The organism is Spirillospora sp. NPDC047279 (genome assembly GCF_040643285.1).
Taxonomy (GTDB): Bacteria; Actinomycetota; Actinomycetes; order Streptosporangiales; family Streptosporangiaceae; genus Spirillospora.
The window spans coordinates 46428-64885 of record NZ_JBEYUA010000004.1; the positions used below are offsets into that span (position 1 = coordinate 46428).

Consider the following 18458-nt stretch of genomic DNA (forward strand, 5'->3'; position numbering starts at 1 on the left):
CCCTTCGTTCTTTAGTACGGACGAGGGCGCGTCCCCGTTCCGTCATCGCAGAGGTACGACGATCACCCCATCGTTGTCGCCGTTGTCGGTGGTGAGCCAGAGCGACGTGCCGTCGGGTGCGGGAACGACCGAGCGGATGCGCCCGTATCGTCCCTTGAAGAGGGGAATGGGGCGTCCCACGACGCCGTTGCGCAGCAGCGGGACCTGCCAGAGGCGCTCGCCGCGGAGGGCCGCGACCCACAACGAGCGCTGCGCGTACGCCAGGCCGGACGGGGAGGCCTCCGAGGGCGTCCAGGTGAGGACCGGGGGTTTGAAGCGGGCGGCGTCGCCGCCCATGCCCTCGACCTCCGGCCAGCCGTAGTTGCGTCCCTTGACGATGCGGTTGACCTCGTCGAAGCGGTCCTGGCCGAACTCGGTGGCGAACAGCCGCCCCTCGGTGTCCCAGGCCAGGCCCTGCACGTTGCGGTGGCCGTAGCTCCACACCAGCGAGTTGAACGGGTTGCCGGGTGCCGGCTTGCCGTCCGGCGTCATGCGCAGGATCTTGCCGCCGAGGGACTTCTTGTCCTGGGAGTGCTTCTCGCGCCCGACCTCGCCGGTGGAGGCGTACAGCAGGCGGTCGGGGCCGAACGCCAGCCGCCCGCCGTTGTGGTTGCCGCCCTTGGGGATGCCGGTCACGATGACCTGCGGCTTGCCGATGCCGGTGGTGTAGTGGAAACGCGCGATCCGGTTGTCGGACTTGGCCGTGTAGTAGACGTACACCCAGGTGTCGGTGGCGAAGCCGGGGGAGACGGCCACGCCGAGCAGGCCGCCCTCGCCGCCCGCCGACACGCCCGGGATCTTCCCGACCTCGGTGACCTTGCCCTTCGGCGTGATCCGCAGCAGCTGGGCGGTCTCCCGTTCGGTCACCAGCGCGTCGCCGCCGGGCAGGAACGCCAGCCCCCAGGTCACCTCGCGCCCCTTGACCAGCACGCGCGGCTCGCCCGGCCGGGCGGTCCCGGTCGAGGTGGACGTGGGCCGGACGGACTGGGCGCCGGAGGGCGAGGAGCCTCCGGCCGTTCCGCCGCCGCCGTCCCCGCTGCACGAGGTCACGGTGAGCAGAGCGGTCACAAGGGTCGCGAGACCGGAAACGCGGCGCATAGGGCAATCAAGTCACAAGCCGGACGTGCCGCACAACGCGACACCGTCGTCGTGACGTCACCGTTCCCTACGGAGCGTGACGACGGACAAACGCCCCGCTTAGGTGACGATCCATGACGAGACCTCGCGGTATGCGGAATCCGCGAAGGTCTTTGTCGCCGGGTGGACGCTGAGCCTCAATCGCTCCGTGACCTACGGAACGTACATTGAGCAACACGGTGATCCCGCACTGCAGCAATGTCGCTGACCGGTGGCCGGCGCAGGCGATGCGCTCGCCGCGTCCCTGGCGCACGACCTGCGCGGGGCACGACCCGCCACATACCGAGCGTTATCCGAGCGGCCGGGCGATGTCCCAGGAGCCCGAGCGGTTCCAGGGACGCTTCATGACCAGCAATCACACGTGCAGCGGAGTGGCTGCGGGGGCAGAACGCTCCCATAGGCAGGAAGGGACACGGCGCGATGAGCGGCGACGACGCTCGGGAGGCGGTGGGGCGCGAAGGCGACGCGGAGACGCGGAGCTCGCGCCGTCATCCACCGCCCTCGACGGTCCCCATCGGCATGGCCGTGGTCCTCGGCCTGCTCTACGCCACCGGGTCGCTGCTCGGCTGGGGCGGTGCCACCCTCACCTCGTGGGCCGAGGTCGTGGCCGCCGCTGCCGCCGCGGCCTCGTTGCTGACCGCCGCCCGGCAGCCGCCGGCGCCGGGCCGGCGCCGCTTCGCCCTCCGCCGGCCCGAGACGCTCCAGGCCGAGACGCTCCGGCCCGAGACGCTCCAGGCCGAGCCGCCGCCGGCCGATACACACCTGCCCGAGACGCGGCAGCCCGACGGTGACGTGCCCGGCCGGGGCCAGGCCGAGACGCAGTGGCGCGCCTCCTGGCGCTGGTACGGCATCGCCGCGGCCTGCTGGTTCGCCGGCGCGCTGGGGTCGGCCCTCTCGGCCTCGTCCGGCCGCAGCGCCATGTCGTTGTCGGTGTTCGACCTCTTCTACCTGGCCGCCGTGATCGCGCTGATGGTCGGGCTGGTCGCGCCGATCCGGCTGCCCCGGGACGCCCGTACGTGGCTGAGGTACGCCGGCGACACCTACATCTGCGTGTGCGCGCTGTTCGTGCTGGGCTGGGTGGCCCTCTTCGGCGACCTCTACCAGCAGTCCGGCGAGACGCCCGCCGAGTTCGTGCTCGAGCTGCTCTACCCGCTGGTCGGCATCGTCCTGGTGTGCGGCGCGCTGTCGTTCGTGCTGGGCGCGGCGCGCGGGCACCGGCGGTCGGCCTGGATGGGCTACCTGGCGCTGGTGGCGTTCGCCGCCGCCGACATCGTCAGCCTGACGGTACGGCTGCGCGGCGGCGCCGTGGCCGACGACCCCGCCGACATCCTGCGCGTGGGCGGCCTGCTGCTGCTCGCGCTCGTTCCCTGGGCCGGCCCGGACGGCGTCCGGGCGCGCCGTGAGGGGGCCGCCGCCGGACGCGACGGCGCCGACGAGGCCGGGCGGATGATCGGGCCCGGCATCGCGCCCGCCGCGGTGGCCGCCGCCGCGACCCTCTTCGTCGCGGGCCGCGGCCTGGCCGGGACGGACGGGCTGGAGCCGGTGGTCTCGCTGGTGGCCGGGTCGGCGACGATGGTGCTGCTGGCCCGGCTGGCCGGGCTGCTGCGCGAGAACGACTCGCTGCGCCGCGCGGTCGATACCGGCGAGGAGCACTTCCGGGCGTTGTCGGAGAGCATCAACGACGCGGTGCTGATCTGCGACCTCGACGCCGTCGTCCAGTACGCCAGCGCGGGCGCCCTCCGCACCTACCGCTACAGCGCCGACGAGCTGCTCGGCCGGCCGCTGGACGAGATCGTCCACCCCGAGGACCTGCCCCGGGTCCAGGAGGTCTTCACCGAGTTCCTGGACGCCGAGGAGAACCCGCCCGGGGCCGACGACGACCCGCCGCCCGACACGTTGCGGGTGTCGTGCCGGGTACGGGCGGCCGACGGCACGTGGCTGCCGACCGAGTCGACCATCTCCCGCTACAGCGGCACCGGCGAGGCGCCGGGACGGCTGCTGGTGACCACCCGTGACCTGAGCGAGCAGGCCGCCCTGCAACGCCAGGTCACGCATCTGACGTTCCACGACGGGCTGACCGGCCTGCCCAACCGCGCCTACTTCGAGGAGCGCACCCGCGAGGTGTTGTCGCGCCGGGACTGCGGCGGACGCGTCGCGGTCGTCTTCGTCGACCTCGACGGCTTCACCGCGGTCAACGACTCGGCCGGGCACGCGGCGGGCGACCAGGTGCTGGCGCAGGCCGCGCGGCGGCTGCGCTCGACGGTCCTGGCCGACGACACCGTGGCCCGCTGGGGCGGGGACGAGTTCGCCGTCCTCGTCGAGGACCAGGCGGACGCGGCCGCGGCGGCGTCCGGGCGCGGCCAGGTGGGCGACACCCGGTCGGCGGTCGAGCTGGCCGAACGTATCCTCCGCGTCCTCACGATCGACCCCTACCGGGTGGGCAGCAAGGGGATCATCCTCACCGCGAGCGTGGGCATCGCCTTCCTCGACGACGGGGAGGAGCCGCTCGCCGTCGCGGTCCCCGGCGACGCCCCCGAGCGTCGGCTCCGCCGCGACGCCGCCGAGCTGATCCGCAACGGCGACCTGGCGATGGCGCGCGCCAAGGAGCTGGGCGGCGGCCGGGTCGAGGTCTTCGCCCCGCACATGCACGCCGACGTGGTCCGCCGGCTCGAGATCGGCAGTGACCTCCAGCGGGCGCTGGCCGAGGAGGAGTTCACCGTCGAGTTCCAGCCGGTGGTCGAGCTGGCCACGTCCCGCGTCACCGGGGTCGAGGCGCTGGTGCGGTGGTGGCGGGGCGGCGACGCGGTGCCGCCGGAGGAGTTCATCGGCCCGGCGGAGGTCTCCGGCCTGATGATCCCGCTCGGCGACTGGGTGCTGCGCGAGGCCTGCCGCGAGGTGGCGCGCTGGCGGCGCGAGTCGTGGGACGTGGGCCTGTCGGTCAACTTCACCGCCCGCCAGATCGCCGCGCCGCGCTTCGTGGAGTCGGTGGCGGCGGCGCTGGAGGAGACCGGGCTGCCGCCGCAGGCGCTCACCGTGGAGGTCAAGGAGGAGGTGCTGGTCGAGGACGCGGGGCAGAGCGTGGAACGCCTGTCGGCGCTCCGCGACCTGGGCGTCCGGCTCGCGATCGACGACTTCGGCACCGGCTACGCCTCGCTCGCCTACCTCGGCCAGCTCCCGGTCGACATCATCAAGATCGACCCGTCGTTCGTGGCCGGGCTGGGGTCCGACGAGACCCTCACCCTGCTGACCCGGACGATCGTGCGGCTCGGCCGCGACCTGGGCTTGACGGTCGTCGCCGAGGGCATCGAGCGGCCCGAGCAGCTCGAGCTGCTGCGCGAGATGGACTGCCCGCGCGGGCAGGGCTTCCTGGTGGCCAGGCCGATGGCGGCCGGACGGGTGGAGTCGCTGGTCCGCACCAATCTCGGCGGGCCCGACGTGCCCGGCGGCACCGGCCTTCCGCTGGAGGGCACGGCCCTGTCACCAGGCTGAACGCGCCCGTCCAGGTGTCTCAGATGCCGAGACGATATGTCCACGGATTTGACCAGCGGCGGGAAGTCGGCGAAAGTGGCACCGTGCAGAGCGGTTCCATCATCCTCGTAGTACTTGGTCGGCGCGCAGGCTGATCAAGCACTTCCACCTGCGCGCGCCCCTCGACCGCCACCCGGCGGCGGGGGTTTTTTGTTGGCCAGAGGCTCTTTCCGTTCGACTCTCCCCAAGGAATCAGGAACATGACGACCGAACAGATGACGGGAGCCCAGGCGCTGGTCCGCGCACTGGAGAACGTCGGCGTCGAGACGGTGTTCGGCATCCCGGGAGGGGCGATCCTCCCGGCCTACGACCCGCTCTTCGACTCCAAGAAGCTGCGCCACATCCTCGTCCGGCACGAGCAGGGGGCCGGGCACGCCGCGCAGGGCTACGCGATGGTGACGGGCAAGGTCGGCGTGTGCATGGCCACCAGCGGCCCGGGGGCGACCAACCTCGTCACGCCGATCTCCGACGCCTACATGGACTCGGTCCCGATGGTCGCGATCACCGGCCAGGTGCCCAGCGCGTCGATCGGGACGGACGCCTTCCAGGAGGCGGACATCGCCGGCATCACGATGCCGATCACCAAGCACAACTTCCTGATCACCAAGCCCGAGGACATCGGCCGCACGATCGTCGAGGCGTTCCACATCGCGTCCACCGGCCGGCCGGGCCCGGTCCTGGTCGACATCTCCAAGGACGCGCTGCAGGCCACGTTCGCCTTCGAATGGCCCGTCCAGATGCAGCTTCCGGGCTACCGGCCCGTCACCCGGCCGCACTCCAAGCAGGTGCGCGAGGCGGCCCGGCTGATCACCGAGGCCGAACGCCCCGTCCTCTACGTCGGCGGCGGCGTCATCAAGGCCGGCGCGTCGGCCGAGCTCAAGGTCCTCGCCGAGGTCACCGGGGCCCCCGTCATCACCACCCTGATGGCCAAGGGCGCGCTGCCCGACAGCCACCCGCTGCACATGGGCATGCCGGGCATGCACGGCAGCGTCGGCGCGGTCGGCGCGCTGCAGAAGGCCGACCTGCTGATCGCCCTGGGCGCCCGCTTCGACGACCGGGTCACCGGCAAGCTCGACGGCTTCGCCCCGTTCGCCAAGGTCGTGCACGCCGACATCGACCCGGCCGAGATCTCCAAGAACCGGCACGCCGACGTCCCGATCGTCGGCGACGCGCGCGAGGTCATCGCGGATCTGATCGTCGCGGTGCAGAACGAGCACGGCAACGGCCGCAAGGGCGACTACGAGGACTGGTGGCGCCAGCTCAACGCCTGGCGCGAGACCTACCCGCTCGGCTACGACCAGCCCTCCGACGGCTCCCTGTCGCCGCAGCACGTCATCGAGCGCATCGGGCAGCTCGTCGGCCCGGACGCCTACTACGTCGCGGGCGTCGGCCAGCACCAGATGTGGGCCGCGCAGTTCATCAAGTACGAGCGGCCCGGCGCGTTCCTCAACTCCGGCGGCGCGGGCACCATGGGCTACGCGGTCCCGGCCGCGATGGGCGCCAAGGTCGGCGCGCCCGAGACCCAGGTCTGGGCGATCGACGGCGACGGCTGCTTCCAGATGACCAACCAGGAGCTGGCCACCTGCGCGATCGAGGGCATCCCGGTCAAGATCGCGGTCATCAACAACGGCAACCTCGGCATGGTCCGGCAGTGGCAGACGCTCTTCTACAACGAGCGTTACTCCAACACCAACCTGCACTCGCAACGTTCGCCCGAGATCGCCTCCGGCAAGACGATGATCCCGGACTTCGTCAAGCTGGCCGAGGCGTACGGTTGCGTGGGCCTGCGCTGCGACTCGCCCGAGGACGTCGACGCCACCATCGCCAAGGCGATGGAGATCAACGACGCCCCGGTCGTGATCGACTTCGTCGTGCACCAGGACGCCATGGTCTGGCCCATGGTCGCCGCGGGCACCACCAACGACGACATCAAGATCGCCCGTGACCTGGCCCCCGACTTCGAGAACGGAGAGTGACGAGATGAGCCTGCACACGCTCTCCGTCCTGGTGGAGAACAAGCCCGGCATCCTGGCGCGGGTGGCGGCGCTGTTCTCCCGGCGCGGGTTCAACATCGAGTCGCTGGCCGTCGGCACCACCGAGCACCCGGAGATCTCCCGGATGACGATCGTGGTCAACGTCGAGGAGCTCCCGCTGGAGCAGGTCACCAAGCAGCTCAACAAGCTGGTGAACGTGCTCAAGATCGTCGAACTGGACTCCTCGCAGTCGGTCCAGCGCGAGCTCGTCCTGGTCAAGGTGCGCGCCGACGCCGAGACCCGGTCGCAGGTGCTGGAGACCGTCCAGCTGTTCCGCGCCAAGGTCGTCGACGTGGCGCCGGACGCGGTGACCATCGAGGCCACCGGCAACCGCGACAAGCTGGACGCCTTCATCCGCGTTCTCGAGCCGTTCGGCATCAAGGAGCTGGTGCAGTCCGGCATGGTGGCCATCGGCCGCGGGGCCCGTTCCATCACCGACCGCTCGCTGCGCGCCATCGAGCGCAGCGCGTGAGCGTACCCATCACCGAAAGCGAAAGGCAGCAGCACAGTGGCTGAGATGTTCTACGACAACGATGCCGACCTGAGCATCATCCAGGGCCGGCACGTCGCCGTGATCGGGTACGGCAGCCAGGGGCACGCGCACGCGCTCTCCCTGCGCGACTCCGGCGTGGACGTCCGGGTCGGCCTGGCCGAGGGCTCCAAGAGCCGCGAGAAGGCCGAGTCCGAGGGCCTGCGGGTGCTCACGGTCGCCGAGGCGGTCGAGGAGGCCGACCTCATCATGATCCTGACGCCGGACCACCTCCAGCGCGGGATCTACGAGGAGCACATCAAGCCCAACCTGGTGGACGGCGACGCGCTGTTCTTCGGCCACGGCCTCAACATCCGCTACGGCCTCGTCGAGCCGCCGGCGGGCGTGGACGTCTGCATGGTCGCCCCCAAGGGCCCGGGCCACCTGGTCCGCCGCCAGTACACCGCGGGCCGCGGCGTGCCGGTCATCGTGGCCGTCGAGCAGGACCCGACGGGCAACGCCTGGCCGCTGGTCCTCTCGTACGCCAAGGCCATCGGCGGCCTGCGCGCGGGCGGCATCAAGACCACGTTCACCGAGGAGACCGAGACCGACCTGTTCGGCGAGCAGGCCGTGCTGTGCGGCGGCCTCTCCGAGCTGATCAAGGCCGGGTTCGAGACCCTGATCGAGGCCGGCTACCAGCCCGAGGTGGCCTACTTCGAGTGCCTGCACGAGGTGAAGCTGATCGTCGACCTCATGTACGAGGGCGGCATCTCCAAGATGTACTGGTCGGTGTCCGACACCGCCGAGTACGGCGGCTACAGCCGCGGCCCGCGCGTGGTCACCGCCGAGACCAAGGCCGAGATGAAGAAGATCCTCGGTGAGATCCAGTCCGGCCAGTTCGCCAAGGAGCTCGTCGCCGAGTTCGAGGGCGGCCAGGTGCAGTTCGGCAAGTACCGCGAGGAGCTCGCCCAGCACCCGATCGAGAAGACCGGCGCCGCCCTGCGCCCGATGATGAGCTGGCTGAACGACTGACGAGCCGGCCAAGCGGCTGAGCAGGCCGTACGCGAGCGCGTAGCGACGAAGCGGGGAACGCCCACCGGGCGCCCCCGCTTCTCGCGTTCAGCGGTGCCTCGCGGTGCCTCGCGGTGCCTCGCGGTGCCTCGCGGTGCCTCGCGGTGCCTCGCGGTGGCTCGCGGTGGCTCCGCGGTGGTGGCTCCGCGGCGGCGGTCAGCGGGTGAGGCGCCGGCGGAGCTTGGCGCGCAGGGGAGCGGCCTTCTCGTCGCCGCGGATCAGCACGGCGAGGTGGCCGCCCCTGGTGAAGTAGAGCGTCGCCGTCGTGCCGGAGTCGAGCGTGCGCCGCTGCGGCTCGGTCTTGACCTTGTCGCACCTGATCGTGCCGAACCGGGCCGCGCGCGTGACGCCCAGGGCGGATGCGGCGACGTGCACGTCCCAGCGGCCGGGGCCGACCCCGGCGGCGGTCAGGTCGGCCTGCGCCTCGAAGCAGTCGTCCGCCAGCGCGTCGGCGGGGAACCGGTGCTCGACCTCGGTCCGGCGCTCGCGCAGGATCACCTCGACCTTGGTCTCGCGGGCCTCGATGCGCTCGATCCGGGCCAGGCCGCGCACCCGCAGCCTCTTGCCCTGCCAGGACGCGGCGTCCAGCCGGTGCTCGGCGCCGACCTCGCCGGTGATGTCGGCGTCCTGGCGCGGGACGCCGCGCAGGTAGGGGTAGACGGCGTACACGCGGCCGCCCACCACAACGGCCCCGACGGTGACGCCGTCGATCTCGTCCCGGATGAGGCGTTCCAGCTCGTCCTGGAGGCCGTGCTGGATGCAGAACGCGCGCAGCCGGAAGCCGACGGGGAGCGCGGCGCGCGCGGCGTCGCTGAGCGCCTCGTCGCCGAGCGCCTGCCGCGTGCCCTCGAAGAGCCGGAGGCGCCGGGGGGCGTCCATGTCGAGGAACCGGTGGTCGTACACGCGCAGGACGTCGTGGAGCACGCTGATCGCGCTGTCCGAGGTCACAAGACCCTCCTGTGGGGCGGGGACACCCGGTTACGGTAAGGGCCCGGCAGATCGCCCACAGTGAAATCGGGTCAGCGTGTCGCGGGATGCATACTCGGTATTGCGGTGGCCATACCAAGTATGCATACTTGGTACGCATGTCCATCCGCCACGGAATCCTCGCGCTCCTCGCCCAGGGGCCGCGCTACGGCTACCAGCTGCGCGCCGAGTTCGAGTCGTCCACCGGTTCGACCTGGCCGCTCAACATCGGGCAGGTCTACTCCACGCTCTCGCGGCTCGAACGCGACGAGCTCGTCACCCGCGTGGGGGCCGACGACGAGGGCCGTTTCGTCTACCGGATCACCCCGGCCGGCGAGGACGACGTGCGGAGCTGGTTCGCCACCCCGGTGGCCCGCGCCGACCGTCCCCGCGACGAGCTGGCGATCAAGCTCGCGATGGCGGTGACCACGCCGGGGATCGACGTCCGGCAGGTGGTGCAGGCGCAGCGCACCGCCACGCTGCGGTCGCTCCAGGACCTGACGCGGCTCAAGGCCGACGGCCCCCCGCTCCCCGCAGACCCGGGCGACCGCGCCTGGCGCCTGGTGCTCGAATCCATGATCTTCCAGGCCGAGGCCGAGGTGCGCTGGCTCGACCACTGCGAGACCTACGTCGCCCGCATCGAGCACGCCGAGCCGCGGGCCGAGGCCCCAGCCCCCGAGCCCGCCCCCGGCGACGACTCCGGCATCTCCCACACCTCGAAGGGAGGACGCCGATGAGCGTCCTGGCCCCAGGCGGTGGCACCTCCGGCGGCGCCGTCGACGGCGGCGCGGCCCCGAGCGACGTCCTGGTCCTGCACGAGGTGTCGCGCGACCACGGCGCGGGCGCCGGTCTCGTGCACGCCCTCCGCGAGGTCAGCCTGTCGGTGCGGGCCGGCGAGTTCGTCGCGGTGATGGGCCCGTCCGGCTCCGGCAAGTCGACACTGCTCACCCTCGCGGGCGGGCTGGACGCGCCGACCGGCGGCCGGGTCCTCGTCGAGGGCGCCGATCTCGGCGCGCTCGGCCGGGCCGGCGCCGCGGCGCTGCGCCGCCGCGGCATCGGCTACGTCTTCCAGGACCTCAACCTCATCCCGAGCCTGACCGCGGCCGAGAACGTCATGCTCCCGCGCGAGCTGGACGGCGTCCGCGGCCGGCAGGCACGCAGGGAGGCCGCCGTCGCGCTCGAGGAGGTCGGCATCGCCGAGCTCGCCGGCCGGTTCCCGGACGAGATGTCCGGCGGCCAGCAGCAGCGGGTGGCGATCGCCCGGGCGCTGGTCGGCGACCGCCGGCTCGTGCTCGCCGACGAGCCGACCGGCGCGCTCGACAGCCAGACGGGCGAGGACGTCATGCGCATCCTGCGGGCGCGCTGCGACAAGGGCGCCGCCTGCCTCATGGTCACCCACGAGTCGCGGCACGCGGCCTGGGCCGACCGTGTCGTCTTCCTGCGCGACGGCCGGATCGTCGACGCGACCGGCGCCCGCCCCGGCCCCGAGTCCCTCCTCCAGGAATCCCGGTGAGAGGCCGCGGCAGCGGCTACGCCGTCGCCCTGCGCGTCGCGCGCCGCGACGCCCTCCGCTCCAAGGGGCGCTCCACCCTGGTGCTCGCCATGATCGGCCTGCCGGTCATGGCGATCGTGGCGGCGTCGGTGTTGTTCACGACCGGCGACTGGTCGCCGCGCGAGTCGCTCCCCTACGACCTGGGCCGGGCCGACGCGCGCATCGGCGACGCGGGCCGGAAGCCCGTCCAGCAGGATGTCGACGACCGCGCGTTCACCGCCGGCGGCAGCGGTGAGGTCGGCGGCGAGCCCTGGACCACCGCCGAGATCACGCAGCGGGTGCGGGCCAAGTACGGGCCCGGCGCCAAGGTGCTGCAGTACTCCGAGGGCACTTCGATCGCGTTCCGCACCGAGCGCGGCATCCTGCGCGCCGATGTGACCGAGACCGACCTGCGCGACCCGCTGGCGTCCGGCCTGCTCAGGGTCGTCCGCGGCCGGGCCCCCGCGACGCCCGGCGAGGTGGCGGTGTCGGACGGGTTCACCGGACGCGGGTTCGCGATCGGCGCGACCGCCGTCTCCGATCGCGACGGTTCGCGCAAGCGCGTGGTCGGCGTCGTCGAGGACCCGCGGGCGCCCAGGACCGAGCTCATGACGGCCCTGCCCGGCGCGTTCGCCGGCACCGCGGGGCCGGGCGGGGCGGAGGGCGGCCGGCGCTGGCTCATCGGCGTGGGCGGGCCGGTCACCTGGGCGGACGTCCTGGAGTTCAACAAGTCCGGCCTCACCGTGCTCTCCCGTGCCGTGGTGACGGACCCGCCCCCGCCGGGCGAGGTCCCGCTCGGCGGCGCCGCGGCGGACTCCGCCGCGCGGAGCGCCACGCTGGCGGTCGGCGCGATGATCGTGGCGATGATCGTGCTGGAGGTCGTCCTGCTGGCCGGTCCGGCGTTCGCCGTCGGGGTGCACCGGCAGCGGCGGCAGCTGGCCCTGGTCGCGGCCGCCGGTGGCGACCCCCGGCACCTGCGCGCCGTCGTGCTGGCCGGCGGTGTCGTCATCGGCGCCGTGGCCGCCCTGCTCGGCGCCGCGCTCGGCATCGGGCTCGCCGCCGCGGCCCGGCCGCTGTTCGAGCTGCGCACGGGGGAGATCATGGGCCCGTTCGAGGTCCCGTGGCTGCTGGTCGCCGCGCCGATGCTGCTCGGCGGGCTGAGCGGCCTGGCCGCCGCCTACGCGCCCGCCAGGCAGGCCGCCCGGATGGACGTCGTGGCCGCGCTCGGCGGACGCCGCGACCAGGCCCGCACCCGCCGCGGCTGGCCCATCGCGGGCGGCGTGCTCATCGCGGGCGGCGTCGTGCTGTCCATGGTCGGCGTGCGCCTGTTCCAGGAGTTCGGCGCGGCGCTCGGCGCGGTCGCCATCATCATCGGCTGCGTCATGATCGGCCCGTGGGTGGTCGGGGCGGCCGGGCGGGGCGCCGGGTGGCTGCCGCTCCCGCTGCGCCTGGCGGTCCGTGACGGCTCGCGCAACCGCGGCCGCGCGGCGCCGGCGGTGGCGGCGATCATGGCCGCGGTGGCGGGGATCACGGCGCTCGCCATCGGGGGCGCGAGCGACTTCGACCAGAACCGCCAGGAGTACCGCGAACGGCTGCCCGAGGGCACCACGATGATCCAGGCCGTGTCGTTCACGCCGGGGCGGCCGAGCGCGGCCGGGCCGGTCTCCCAGGCGATCGCGCGGGAGATCCCCGGGGTGCCGGTCGTGCCGCTGCGGGTGCTGCCCGGGGTCAACCGGGTCTGCCTCGACGAGGACACGGGGAAATGCCCGTTCGTGGAGTTCGACCACGTCTACGACGGCGGCGAGACGATCACGATCGACACCGTCGTGGGCGGCGCGCGCGAGGCCCGGCTCCTGCTCGGCCGGGACGATCCCGCGGTCAACGCCGCGCTGGCGGCGGGCAAGGTGGTGCTCTTCAACGTCAAGCCGCCGCCCGGCGGCACGGTCGGCGTCTCGGTGCGGCACTTCGTGAACGACGAGGACAAGGTCCTCAGGAAGGTCGGCCCGGTGCCCGCGGTCGCGGTCCCGCAGGCGGCGAACGTCCGCGTCCTGGCGCCGCCCTCCGTCGCGGCCAGGGCCGGGATCCCGGCCGAGGTCGAGGCGTTCGGCATCGACCGGGCGGACCACCGGCTGACCCCGGACCAGCAGTCCCGGCTCCAGGAACGGGTCGAGGGGCAGGGCGGCGGCGAGGTCTACACCGAACGCGGCTTCACCGAGTCGTTCGGACAGGTACTGCTGTTCCTCGGCCTGGCCGGTGCGCTGATGGTGCTCGGCGGCTCGCTGATCGCCACCGGCCTCTCGGCCGCCGACTCCCGTCCCGACCTGGCGACCCTGGCGGCCGTCGGCGCCCGGCCGCGGACCCGGCGGCTGCTGATGATGGGACAGGCCGGCTTCGTCGCGATCCTGGGCTGCTGGCTGGGCATCCTGGCCGGGCTGGCGCCCGGCATCGCGGTCGCCCGGCCGCTCACCAGGGCCGAGGGCGTCGAGGGGCGGTCGCTGGACGCGGCGGGCCACGGGACCATCGTCGCCATCCCGTGGGAGCTGCTCGCGGGCATCGGCGTCGTGGTGCCGCTGATCTCGATGGCCGCCGCCGGGCTCTGCACCCGGTCGCGGCTGCCCATGGCACGGCGGGTGGCCGGATAGTCACCCGAACCGCCCGGCCACGCGCGAGGCTGGTAGCCTCCTGGCGCGTGGCTGAGGCGGTCCTGGCGGACGGAAAGACGGACGGGGCTCCGGTGCTCCGCGGACCCCGCGGAATCCCGCGGCCGCCGGTGCCGCTGGTCGTGCTCATCGCGGCGGCGGCGGTGGCGTACGCGGCGTACTCGCTGGCGCGGATCCACACGTTCCGGGCGAGCACCTACGACCTGGTGATCTTCGACCAGGCGATCCGCTCGTACAGCGGCTTCGGTCTCCCGATCGCCATGGTCAAGGGCGTGCACAACGGCTTCGGGCCGGACTTCTCCATCCTCGGCGACCACTTCTCGCCGATCCTGGCCGTGCTCGCGCCCCTCTACTGGATCCACGACGGCCCCGAGACCCTCGTGGTCGCCCAGGCGGTGCTGCTCGCGCTGGCGATCGTGCCGATCTGGCGTTACACGAGCCGCCGGGCCGGCGCCCCGTCGGCCTACCTGGTCTCCGGCGCCTACGCCCTGTCGTGGCCCATCGCCGAGGCCCTGGCGTTCGACTTCCACGAGGTGGCCTTCGTGCCGCTGCTGTCGGCGCTGCTGGTCGAACGGTACGACGCGGGCCGCAAGGGCCAGGCCGTCCTCGCCGCCGGGCTGCTCCTGCTGGTCAAGGAGGACATGGGCCTGCTGCTCGCCGGGTTCGGCCTCTTCCTGCTCACCCAGCGCGGGGAGCGCCGCAACGGGGCGCTGTTCATCGTCACGGGCATGGTCGCGACATGGGTGTCCTCGCGCGTGCTCATCTCGGCGTTCGGCGGGGACGACGACTACTACTGGGCGTACGGCGCGTTCGGGCCCGACCTCCCCAGCGCGGCCCTGCACCTGCTGACCCACCCGTGGGACGCGGTGACCATGCTCGGCACGCCGCCGATCAAGCTCAGGACGATGGCGCTGCTCGTCCTGCCGCTGCTGTTGCTGCCGCTGGCCTCGCCGCTGACGCTCATGGCGGTGCCGCTGCTGGCCGAACGTATGCTCGCCGACCGGATCGCCAACTGGTGGGAGCCGCGCTACCACTACAACGCCTTCCTGATCGCCGTCCTGTTCATGGCCGCCATGGACGGCGCCGCCCGGCTCCGCCGCCTGCTCGGCCCGCGCCTGCGGCGCTCGCGCGAGCCGTCGCGGACGTCCACGGGGGTGCCGGCGCGGCCGTTCCCGCGGGTGCCGCCCCGGCCGGTCCTGCGAGCGCTGCCGGCGGCGGGGCTCCTGATCGCGGCGGCCCTGACGGTGCCGTCCTTCTCGTTCAGCGAGTTCGCCAACGACACGTTCTTCCAGCGCAACGAGCGGGCGAAGGCGGCGGCCGCGGCGGTCGCCCTGGTGCCCGACGGCGCCCTGGTCGAGGCGGTCAACCCGGTCGGCCCGGCCCTGTCGCCGCGCACCCGCGTGCTGCTGTGGGACTGGCAGCCGCGCGACGCGCCCTGGGTGGTCGCCGACACCCGCAGGCGGCAGTTCCCGTTCGCCACCCGCGACGAGCAGCTACGGCGGGTCGACCAGCTGGTCGCCCGCGGTTACCGGCGGGTCTTCCAGCGGGAGGGCTTCGTGGTGCTGCACCGGCCGGGCCCGGATCCGGCGGTTATTCCCGTCAGCCCGCGCACTCAGGTCAATCATTAGCGCGATGCCCGTGTCCAACGCCCCCTTGGACGGAACACGCAGTAAGCAGAATCGATCACGATAGTCAGAAAGCGAGTGAAGGTGTGACTCTCGCCTATGCCCTACACTTTTGCCGCAGATTGCCCGATACTGGAGGAAAGCCGCTGCGGATGCGGCACGTCCTACGTACCAGGGCATCCACGCAAAGGTGACCGCACCCGTGGTGGCGGTGGGGCGGAGTCATGAGTGGCGATCATCACCGGACGACAAGAGCCGAGATCCTGACCGGAGCGGCGGAATTTATTCCCCTTCCCGCAAAGGTCAAGGCAGGTAATTCCCTGAACGCCGATGCCCGCCCGGGGGCGCTCATTGGCAGGGAGTCGTGACGTGGCGGCGGCCGATCGGTCCGTCCGGCGCTGGGAGACCTGCGGACGGGCCTGGATAGCCCTCCTGCGGCACGTCTGGGCGGCCGGCCAGGCCGGCATGGAAGAGCGCGGCCCGATCATCGAGGGCCCGCCGATCCTCTTCGAGATCGCCTCGCTGAGCTGGGAGGACCCCATCCTCCGCGAGCACGGCGACGGCGCGCGGATGTCGCGCTGGTCACAGGACCGGCCACGGCGCACCCTGCACAGCGAGTTCGGGGAGCGGCTGCGCGACCTCAACGGCGTCCACCAGCTGCACTGGGTCGCCGACCTGTTGCGGTCCCGGCCGTGGACGACCAGCGCGTGGATCTCGCTGACCGTGCCGGGGGAGGACGCCGACACGGTGCCCACCCTCGCGGCCCTCTCGTTCCGGATCCGCGACTACCGGCTGATCATGACGGCGATGTTCCGCTCGCAGAACGTCTACCGCGGCTATCTCTCCTACATCCCGCTGCGCGGGATCCAGCTGGAGGTGGCCGACGACCTCGGCCTGCCGCCGGGGCCGCTGCGGGTGTTCATCGACGTCCCGCACATCGAGGTCGCCGACGCCGGCGGGGCCGCCACGGTCCTCGCCTCCGTGCCGGAGCCCAACGCGGCGTGATCGGGAGCCGCTCGATCGGAGGCCTCGAGACCGGGACTCGTCTCGGTCTCGAGGTGGACGGGCGAGGATGAAGTCCAGCGAAACGGCTGTACGGGGACGTGTCGCCGTGTCCGTCGGGAGGGCATCGGAGGGGGACTAGACTGTCCTTGCGCGGGGGCACGACGGGGTGGACTCGCAAACTCACCTGCACACTCCACATTCGAAGGACTGTTCCTTGAGCAAGCCTGTCGTCCTCGTCGCCGAAGAACTCTCCCCGGCCGGCATCGCCGTGCTGGAGTCCGATTTCGAGGTCCGCTCCGTCGACGGTGCCGACCGCGAGCAGCTGCTGCCGGCCGTCGCCGACGTCGACGCCCTGATCGTCCGCAGCGCCACCAAGGTCACCGCCGAGGTGTTCCAGCACGCCAGGAAGCTCCGCGTGGTCGCCCGCGCGGGCGTCGGCCTCGACAACGTCGACGTCGAGGCGGCCACCAAGGCCGGCGTCATGGTCGTCAACGCGCCGACCTCCAACATCGTCACCGCCGCCGAGCACGCGATCGCGCTGCTGCTGGCGACCGCCCGCAACGTGCCGCAGGGCCACGGCGCGCTCAAGCAGGGCGAGTGGAAGCGCTCCAAGTACACCGGCGTGGAGCTTCAGGGCAAGACCGTCGGCGTGCTCGGCCTCGGCCGCATCGGCGTGCTGGTCGCCCAGCGCCTCGCCGCGTTCGACATGAACGTGATCGCCTACGACCCGTACGTGCAGGCCGCCCGCGCCGCCCAGCTGGGTGTGAAGCTGGTCACCATCGACGAGCTGCTGCGCGAGAGCGACTTCATCACCGTGCACCTGCCCAAGACGCCCGAGACCCTCGGTCTCATCGGCGACAAGGAGCTGCACCAGGTCAAGCCCGAGGTGCGCATCGTCAACGCGGCCCGCGGCGGCATCGTCGACGAGGCGGCGCTCGACCTGGCGATCAAGGACGGCCGGGTGGCCGGCGCCGGCATCGACGTGTTCAGCACCGAGCCGTGCACCGACAGCCCGCTGTTCCACCACGACAACGTCGTGGTCACCCCGCACCTGGGCGCCAGCACCCACGAGGCGCAGGAGAAGGCGGGCACCCAGGTCGCCCGCTCGGTCAAGCTCGCGCTGTCCGGCGAGTTCGTACCCGACGCGGTCAATGTCCAGGGCGGCGCGGTCGCCGAGGACGTCAAGCCCGGCCTGCCGCTCGCCGAGAAGCTCGGCCGCATCTTCACCGCGCTGGCCGGCGGCGTGCCGGTCCGGCTCGACGTGGTGGTGCGCGGCGAGATCACCGGCCACGACGTCAAGGTCCTGGAGCTCGCGGCGCTCAAGGGCGTGTTCGTCGACGTGATCGAGGAGGCGGTGACGTTCGTCAACGCCCCGCTGCTCGCCCGCGACCGCGGCGTCGAGGTCACGCTCACCACCAGCGAGGACTCGCCCGACTGGCGCAACGTGGTCCAGGTCCGCGGCACGATGGCCGACGGCGAGGTGATCTCGGTCTCCGGCACGCTCACCGGGCCCAAGCACATCGAGCGGATCATCGAGATCAACGGCTACGACATGGAGCTCCTGCCCACCGAGCACATGGCGTTCTTCACCTACACCGACCGTCCGGGCATCGTCGGCGTGGTCGGCAAGCTGCTCGGCGACACCGGCGTCAACATCGCCGGCATGCAGGTCGGCCGGGCGGCCAAGGGCGCGCAGGCGCTGATCGCCCTCACCGTCGACTCCGCCATCCCGACCGAGCTGGTTGACGGCATCAAGGCCGAGATCGGCGCCGAGATGGGCCGCCGGGTGGACCTCGAGTCCTGACCCGCGCTGTCAGGCCGTGATCCCGTCCGCGACGGGATCACGGCCTTCGTGTTTCCGCAGGTAGCTCGGCCGTTCGTCTCATCATGTGAGAACATCGGCCACCGGTCGGGACACCTGCCGGGACCGGAGGTACCGTGGATTCCAGTCATGCGGCGCTTCGTGGTAATCCTTCGCTGCCGCAGCGGGGCCTGAACGGCAGGCCGCCACCCGCTGCGGAGTGAGGTGACGGCCGTAAGTCCTGTTCGGTGTCACACCGTGCGAACCACGGTGGCCGAGCACCCCGGCACAGCAGCAACCGCATTTACGGAGCGAAGCCCATGAACGAGACTTTCAACGCCGCGCCCGCCGACGAGCCGGCCGCGCCCGCCCGCGACCAGGACGAGGCCTCGCGAGCCCTGCAGATGGCCCTGGACCGCCGCGACAACGGCGGCCTGCCCACCAGCTGAGGCTCGCGCGGCAGACGAGACCCGCGCGGCTGAGGCTCTGCGCGGCGTCTGACGACCCGCGCGGCCAGACTCACCGCGACCGCCGTGGCCGGATGACCGGCCGCGGCGGTCGCGCGTTACGTTGGAGTCCGCCCGGGAGCGGGA

13 protein-coding genes are annotated in these 18458 nt (G+C 72.4%); 11 read left to right on the forward strand and 2 right to left on the reverse strand.

Translation table 11 applies throughout. The features are described 5' to 3' along the window. Positions 1-42 precede the first annotated feature (42 nt). Positions 43-1107 (reverse strand): PQQ-dependent sugar dehydrogenase, encoded by a 1065-nt coding sequence (locus ABZ810_RS10540; RefSeq protein WP_358401802.1) that lies wholly within the window; start codon positions 1105-1107, stop codon positions 43-45. A 489-nt stretch (positions 1108-1596) separates the two neighbouring features. Between ABZ810_RS10540 and ABZ810_RS10545 the strand changes: the two genes are divergently transcribed. The 4 genes from ABZ810_RS10545 to ilvC all read left to right on the forward strand — a co-directional run bounded on the left by ABZ810_RS10545 (position 1597) and on the right by ilvC (position 8238). Continuing rightward, positions 1597-4665, forward strand: a complete 3069-nt coding sequence (locus tag ABZ810_RS10545) for an EAL domain-containing protein (RefSeq protein WP_358401803.1) — start codon at positions 1597-1599, stop codon at positions 4663-4665. A gap of 239 nt (positions 4666-4904) precedes the next feature. Continuing rightward, positions 4905-6680: an acetolactate synthase large subunit gene (locus tag ABZ810_RS10550; protein ID WP_358401805.1), complete on the forward strand. Its 1776-nt coding sequence runs from the start codon at positions 4905-4907 to the stop codon at positions 6678-6680. 4 nt (positions 6681-6684) lie between these two features. Then, entirely contained in the window at positions 6685-7209 is a 525-nt protein-coding gene (gene ilvN, locus ABZ810_RS10555; protein ID WP_358401807.1) for an acetolactate synthase small subunit, read from the forward strand. A 45-nt stretch (positions 7210-7254) separates the two neighbouring features. Continuing rightward, entirely contained in the window at positions 7255-8238 is a 984-nt protein-coding gene (gene ilvC, locus ABZ810_RS10560; RefSeq protein ID WP_358401809.1) for a ketol-acid reductoisomerase, read from the forward strand. Positions 8239-8433: 195 nt separating this feature from the next. On the opposite strand, the gene ABZ810_RS10565 is transcribed toward ilvC, so the two are convergent. Next, positions 8434-9225 carry a hypothetical protein gene (locus ABZ810_RS10565; protein ID WP_358401811.1) on the reverse strand — a complete coding sequence of 264 codons (792 nt, stop codon included), beginning with the start codon at positions 9223-9225 and terminating at the stop codon, positions 8434-8436. 137 nt (positions 9226-9362) lie between these two features. Here ABZ810_RS10565 and ABZ810_RS10570 point away from each other — a divergent pair, with 137 nt between their 5' ends. The 7 genes from ABZ810_RS10570 (at position 9363) to ABZ810_RS10600 (ending at position 18314) form a co-directional block, all read left to right on the forward strand. After that, a complete protein-coding gene (locus tag ABZ810_RS10570) occupies positions 9363-9980 on the forward strand; it encodes a PadR family transcriptional regulator (protein ID WP_358401813.1) in 618 nt (205 codons plus the stop codon). Then, complete coding sequence (locus tag ABZ810_RS10575) at positions 9977-10756, forward strand: ABC transporter ATP-binding protein (protein WP_358401815.1); 780 nt, start codon at positions 9977-9979, stop codon at positions 10754-10756. The genes ABZ810_RS10570 and ABZ810_RS10575 overlap by 4 nt, the downstream gene beginning before the upstream one ends. Continuing rightward, a complete protein-coding gene (locus ABZ810_RS10580; protein WP_358401816.1) occupies positions 10753-13416 on the forward strand; it encodes an FtsX-like permease family protein in 2664 nt (887 codons plus the stop codon). The genes ABZ810_RS10575 and ABZ810_RS10580 overlap by 4 nt, the downstream gene beginning before the upstream one ends. A 47-nt stretch (positions 13417-13463) precedes the next feature. Further along, positions 13464-15062, forward strand: coding sequence for a DUF2079 domain-containing protein (locus ABZ810_RS10585; protein WP_358401818.1), 1599 nt, complete (start codon positions 13464-13466; stop codon positions 15060-15062). Between the two features lie 366 nt (positions 15063-15428). Beyond that, on the forward strand, positions 15429-16064 hold the full coding sequence (locus tag ABZ810_RS10590) for a hypothetical protein (protein WP_358401820.1): 636 nt from the start codon (positions 15429-15431) through the stop codon (positions 16062-16064). 214 nt (positions 16065-16278) lie between these two features. Continuing rightward, positions 16279-17868 carry a phosphoglycerate dehydrogenase gene (serA, locus tag ABZ810_RS10595; protein ID WP_358401822.1) on the forward strand — a complete coding sequence of 530 codons (1590 nt, stop codon included), beginning with the start codon at positions 16279-16281 and terminating at the stop codon, positions 17866-17868. Between the two features lie 317 nt (positions 17869-18185). Next, a complete protein-coding gene (locus ABZ810_RS10600) occupies positions 18186-18314 on the forward strand; it encodes a hypothetical protein (protein WP_358401824.1) in 129 nt (42 codons plus the stop codon). Positions 18315-18458: the final 144 nt, after the last annotated feature.

Coding starts and splice junctions, on each gene's coding strand:
- ABZ810_RS10545 (WP_358401803.1), top strand. CDS start 1,597: ATGAGCGGCGACGACGCTCGGGAGGCGGTGGGGCGCGAAGGCGACGCG.
- ABZ810_RS10550 (WP_358401805.1), top strand. CDS start 4,905: ATGACGACCGAACAGATGACGGGAGCCCAGGCGCTGGTCCGCGCACTG.
- ilvN (WP_358401807.1), top strand. CDS start 6,685: ATGAGCCTGCACACGCTCTCCGTCCTGGTGGAGAACAAGCCCGGCATC.
- ilvC (WP_358401809.1), top strand. CDS start 7,255: ATGTTCTACGACAACGATGCCGACCTGAGCATCATCCAGGGCCGGCAC.
- ABZ810_RS10570 (WP_358401813.1), top strand. CDS start 9,363: ATGTCCATCCGCCACGGAATCCTCGCGCTCCTCGCCCAGGGGCCGCGC.
- ABZ810_RS10575 (WP_358401815.1), top strand. CDS start 9,977: ATGAGCGTCCTGGCCCCAGGCGGTGGCACCTCCGGCGGCGCCGTCGAC.
- ABZ810_RS10600 (WP_358401824.1), top strand. CDS start 18,186: ATGAACGAGACTTTCAACGCCGCGCCCGCCGACGAGCCGGCCGCGCCC.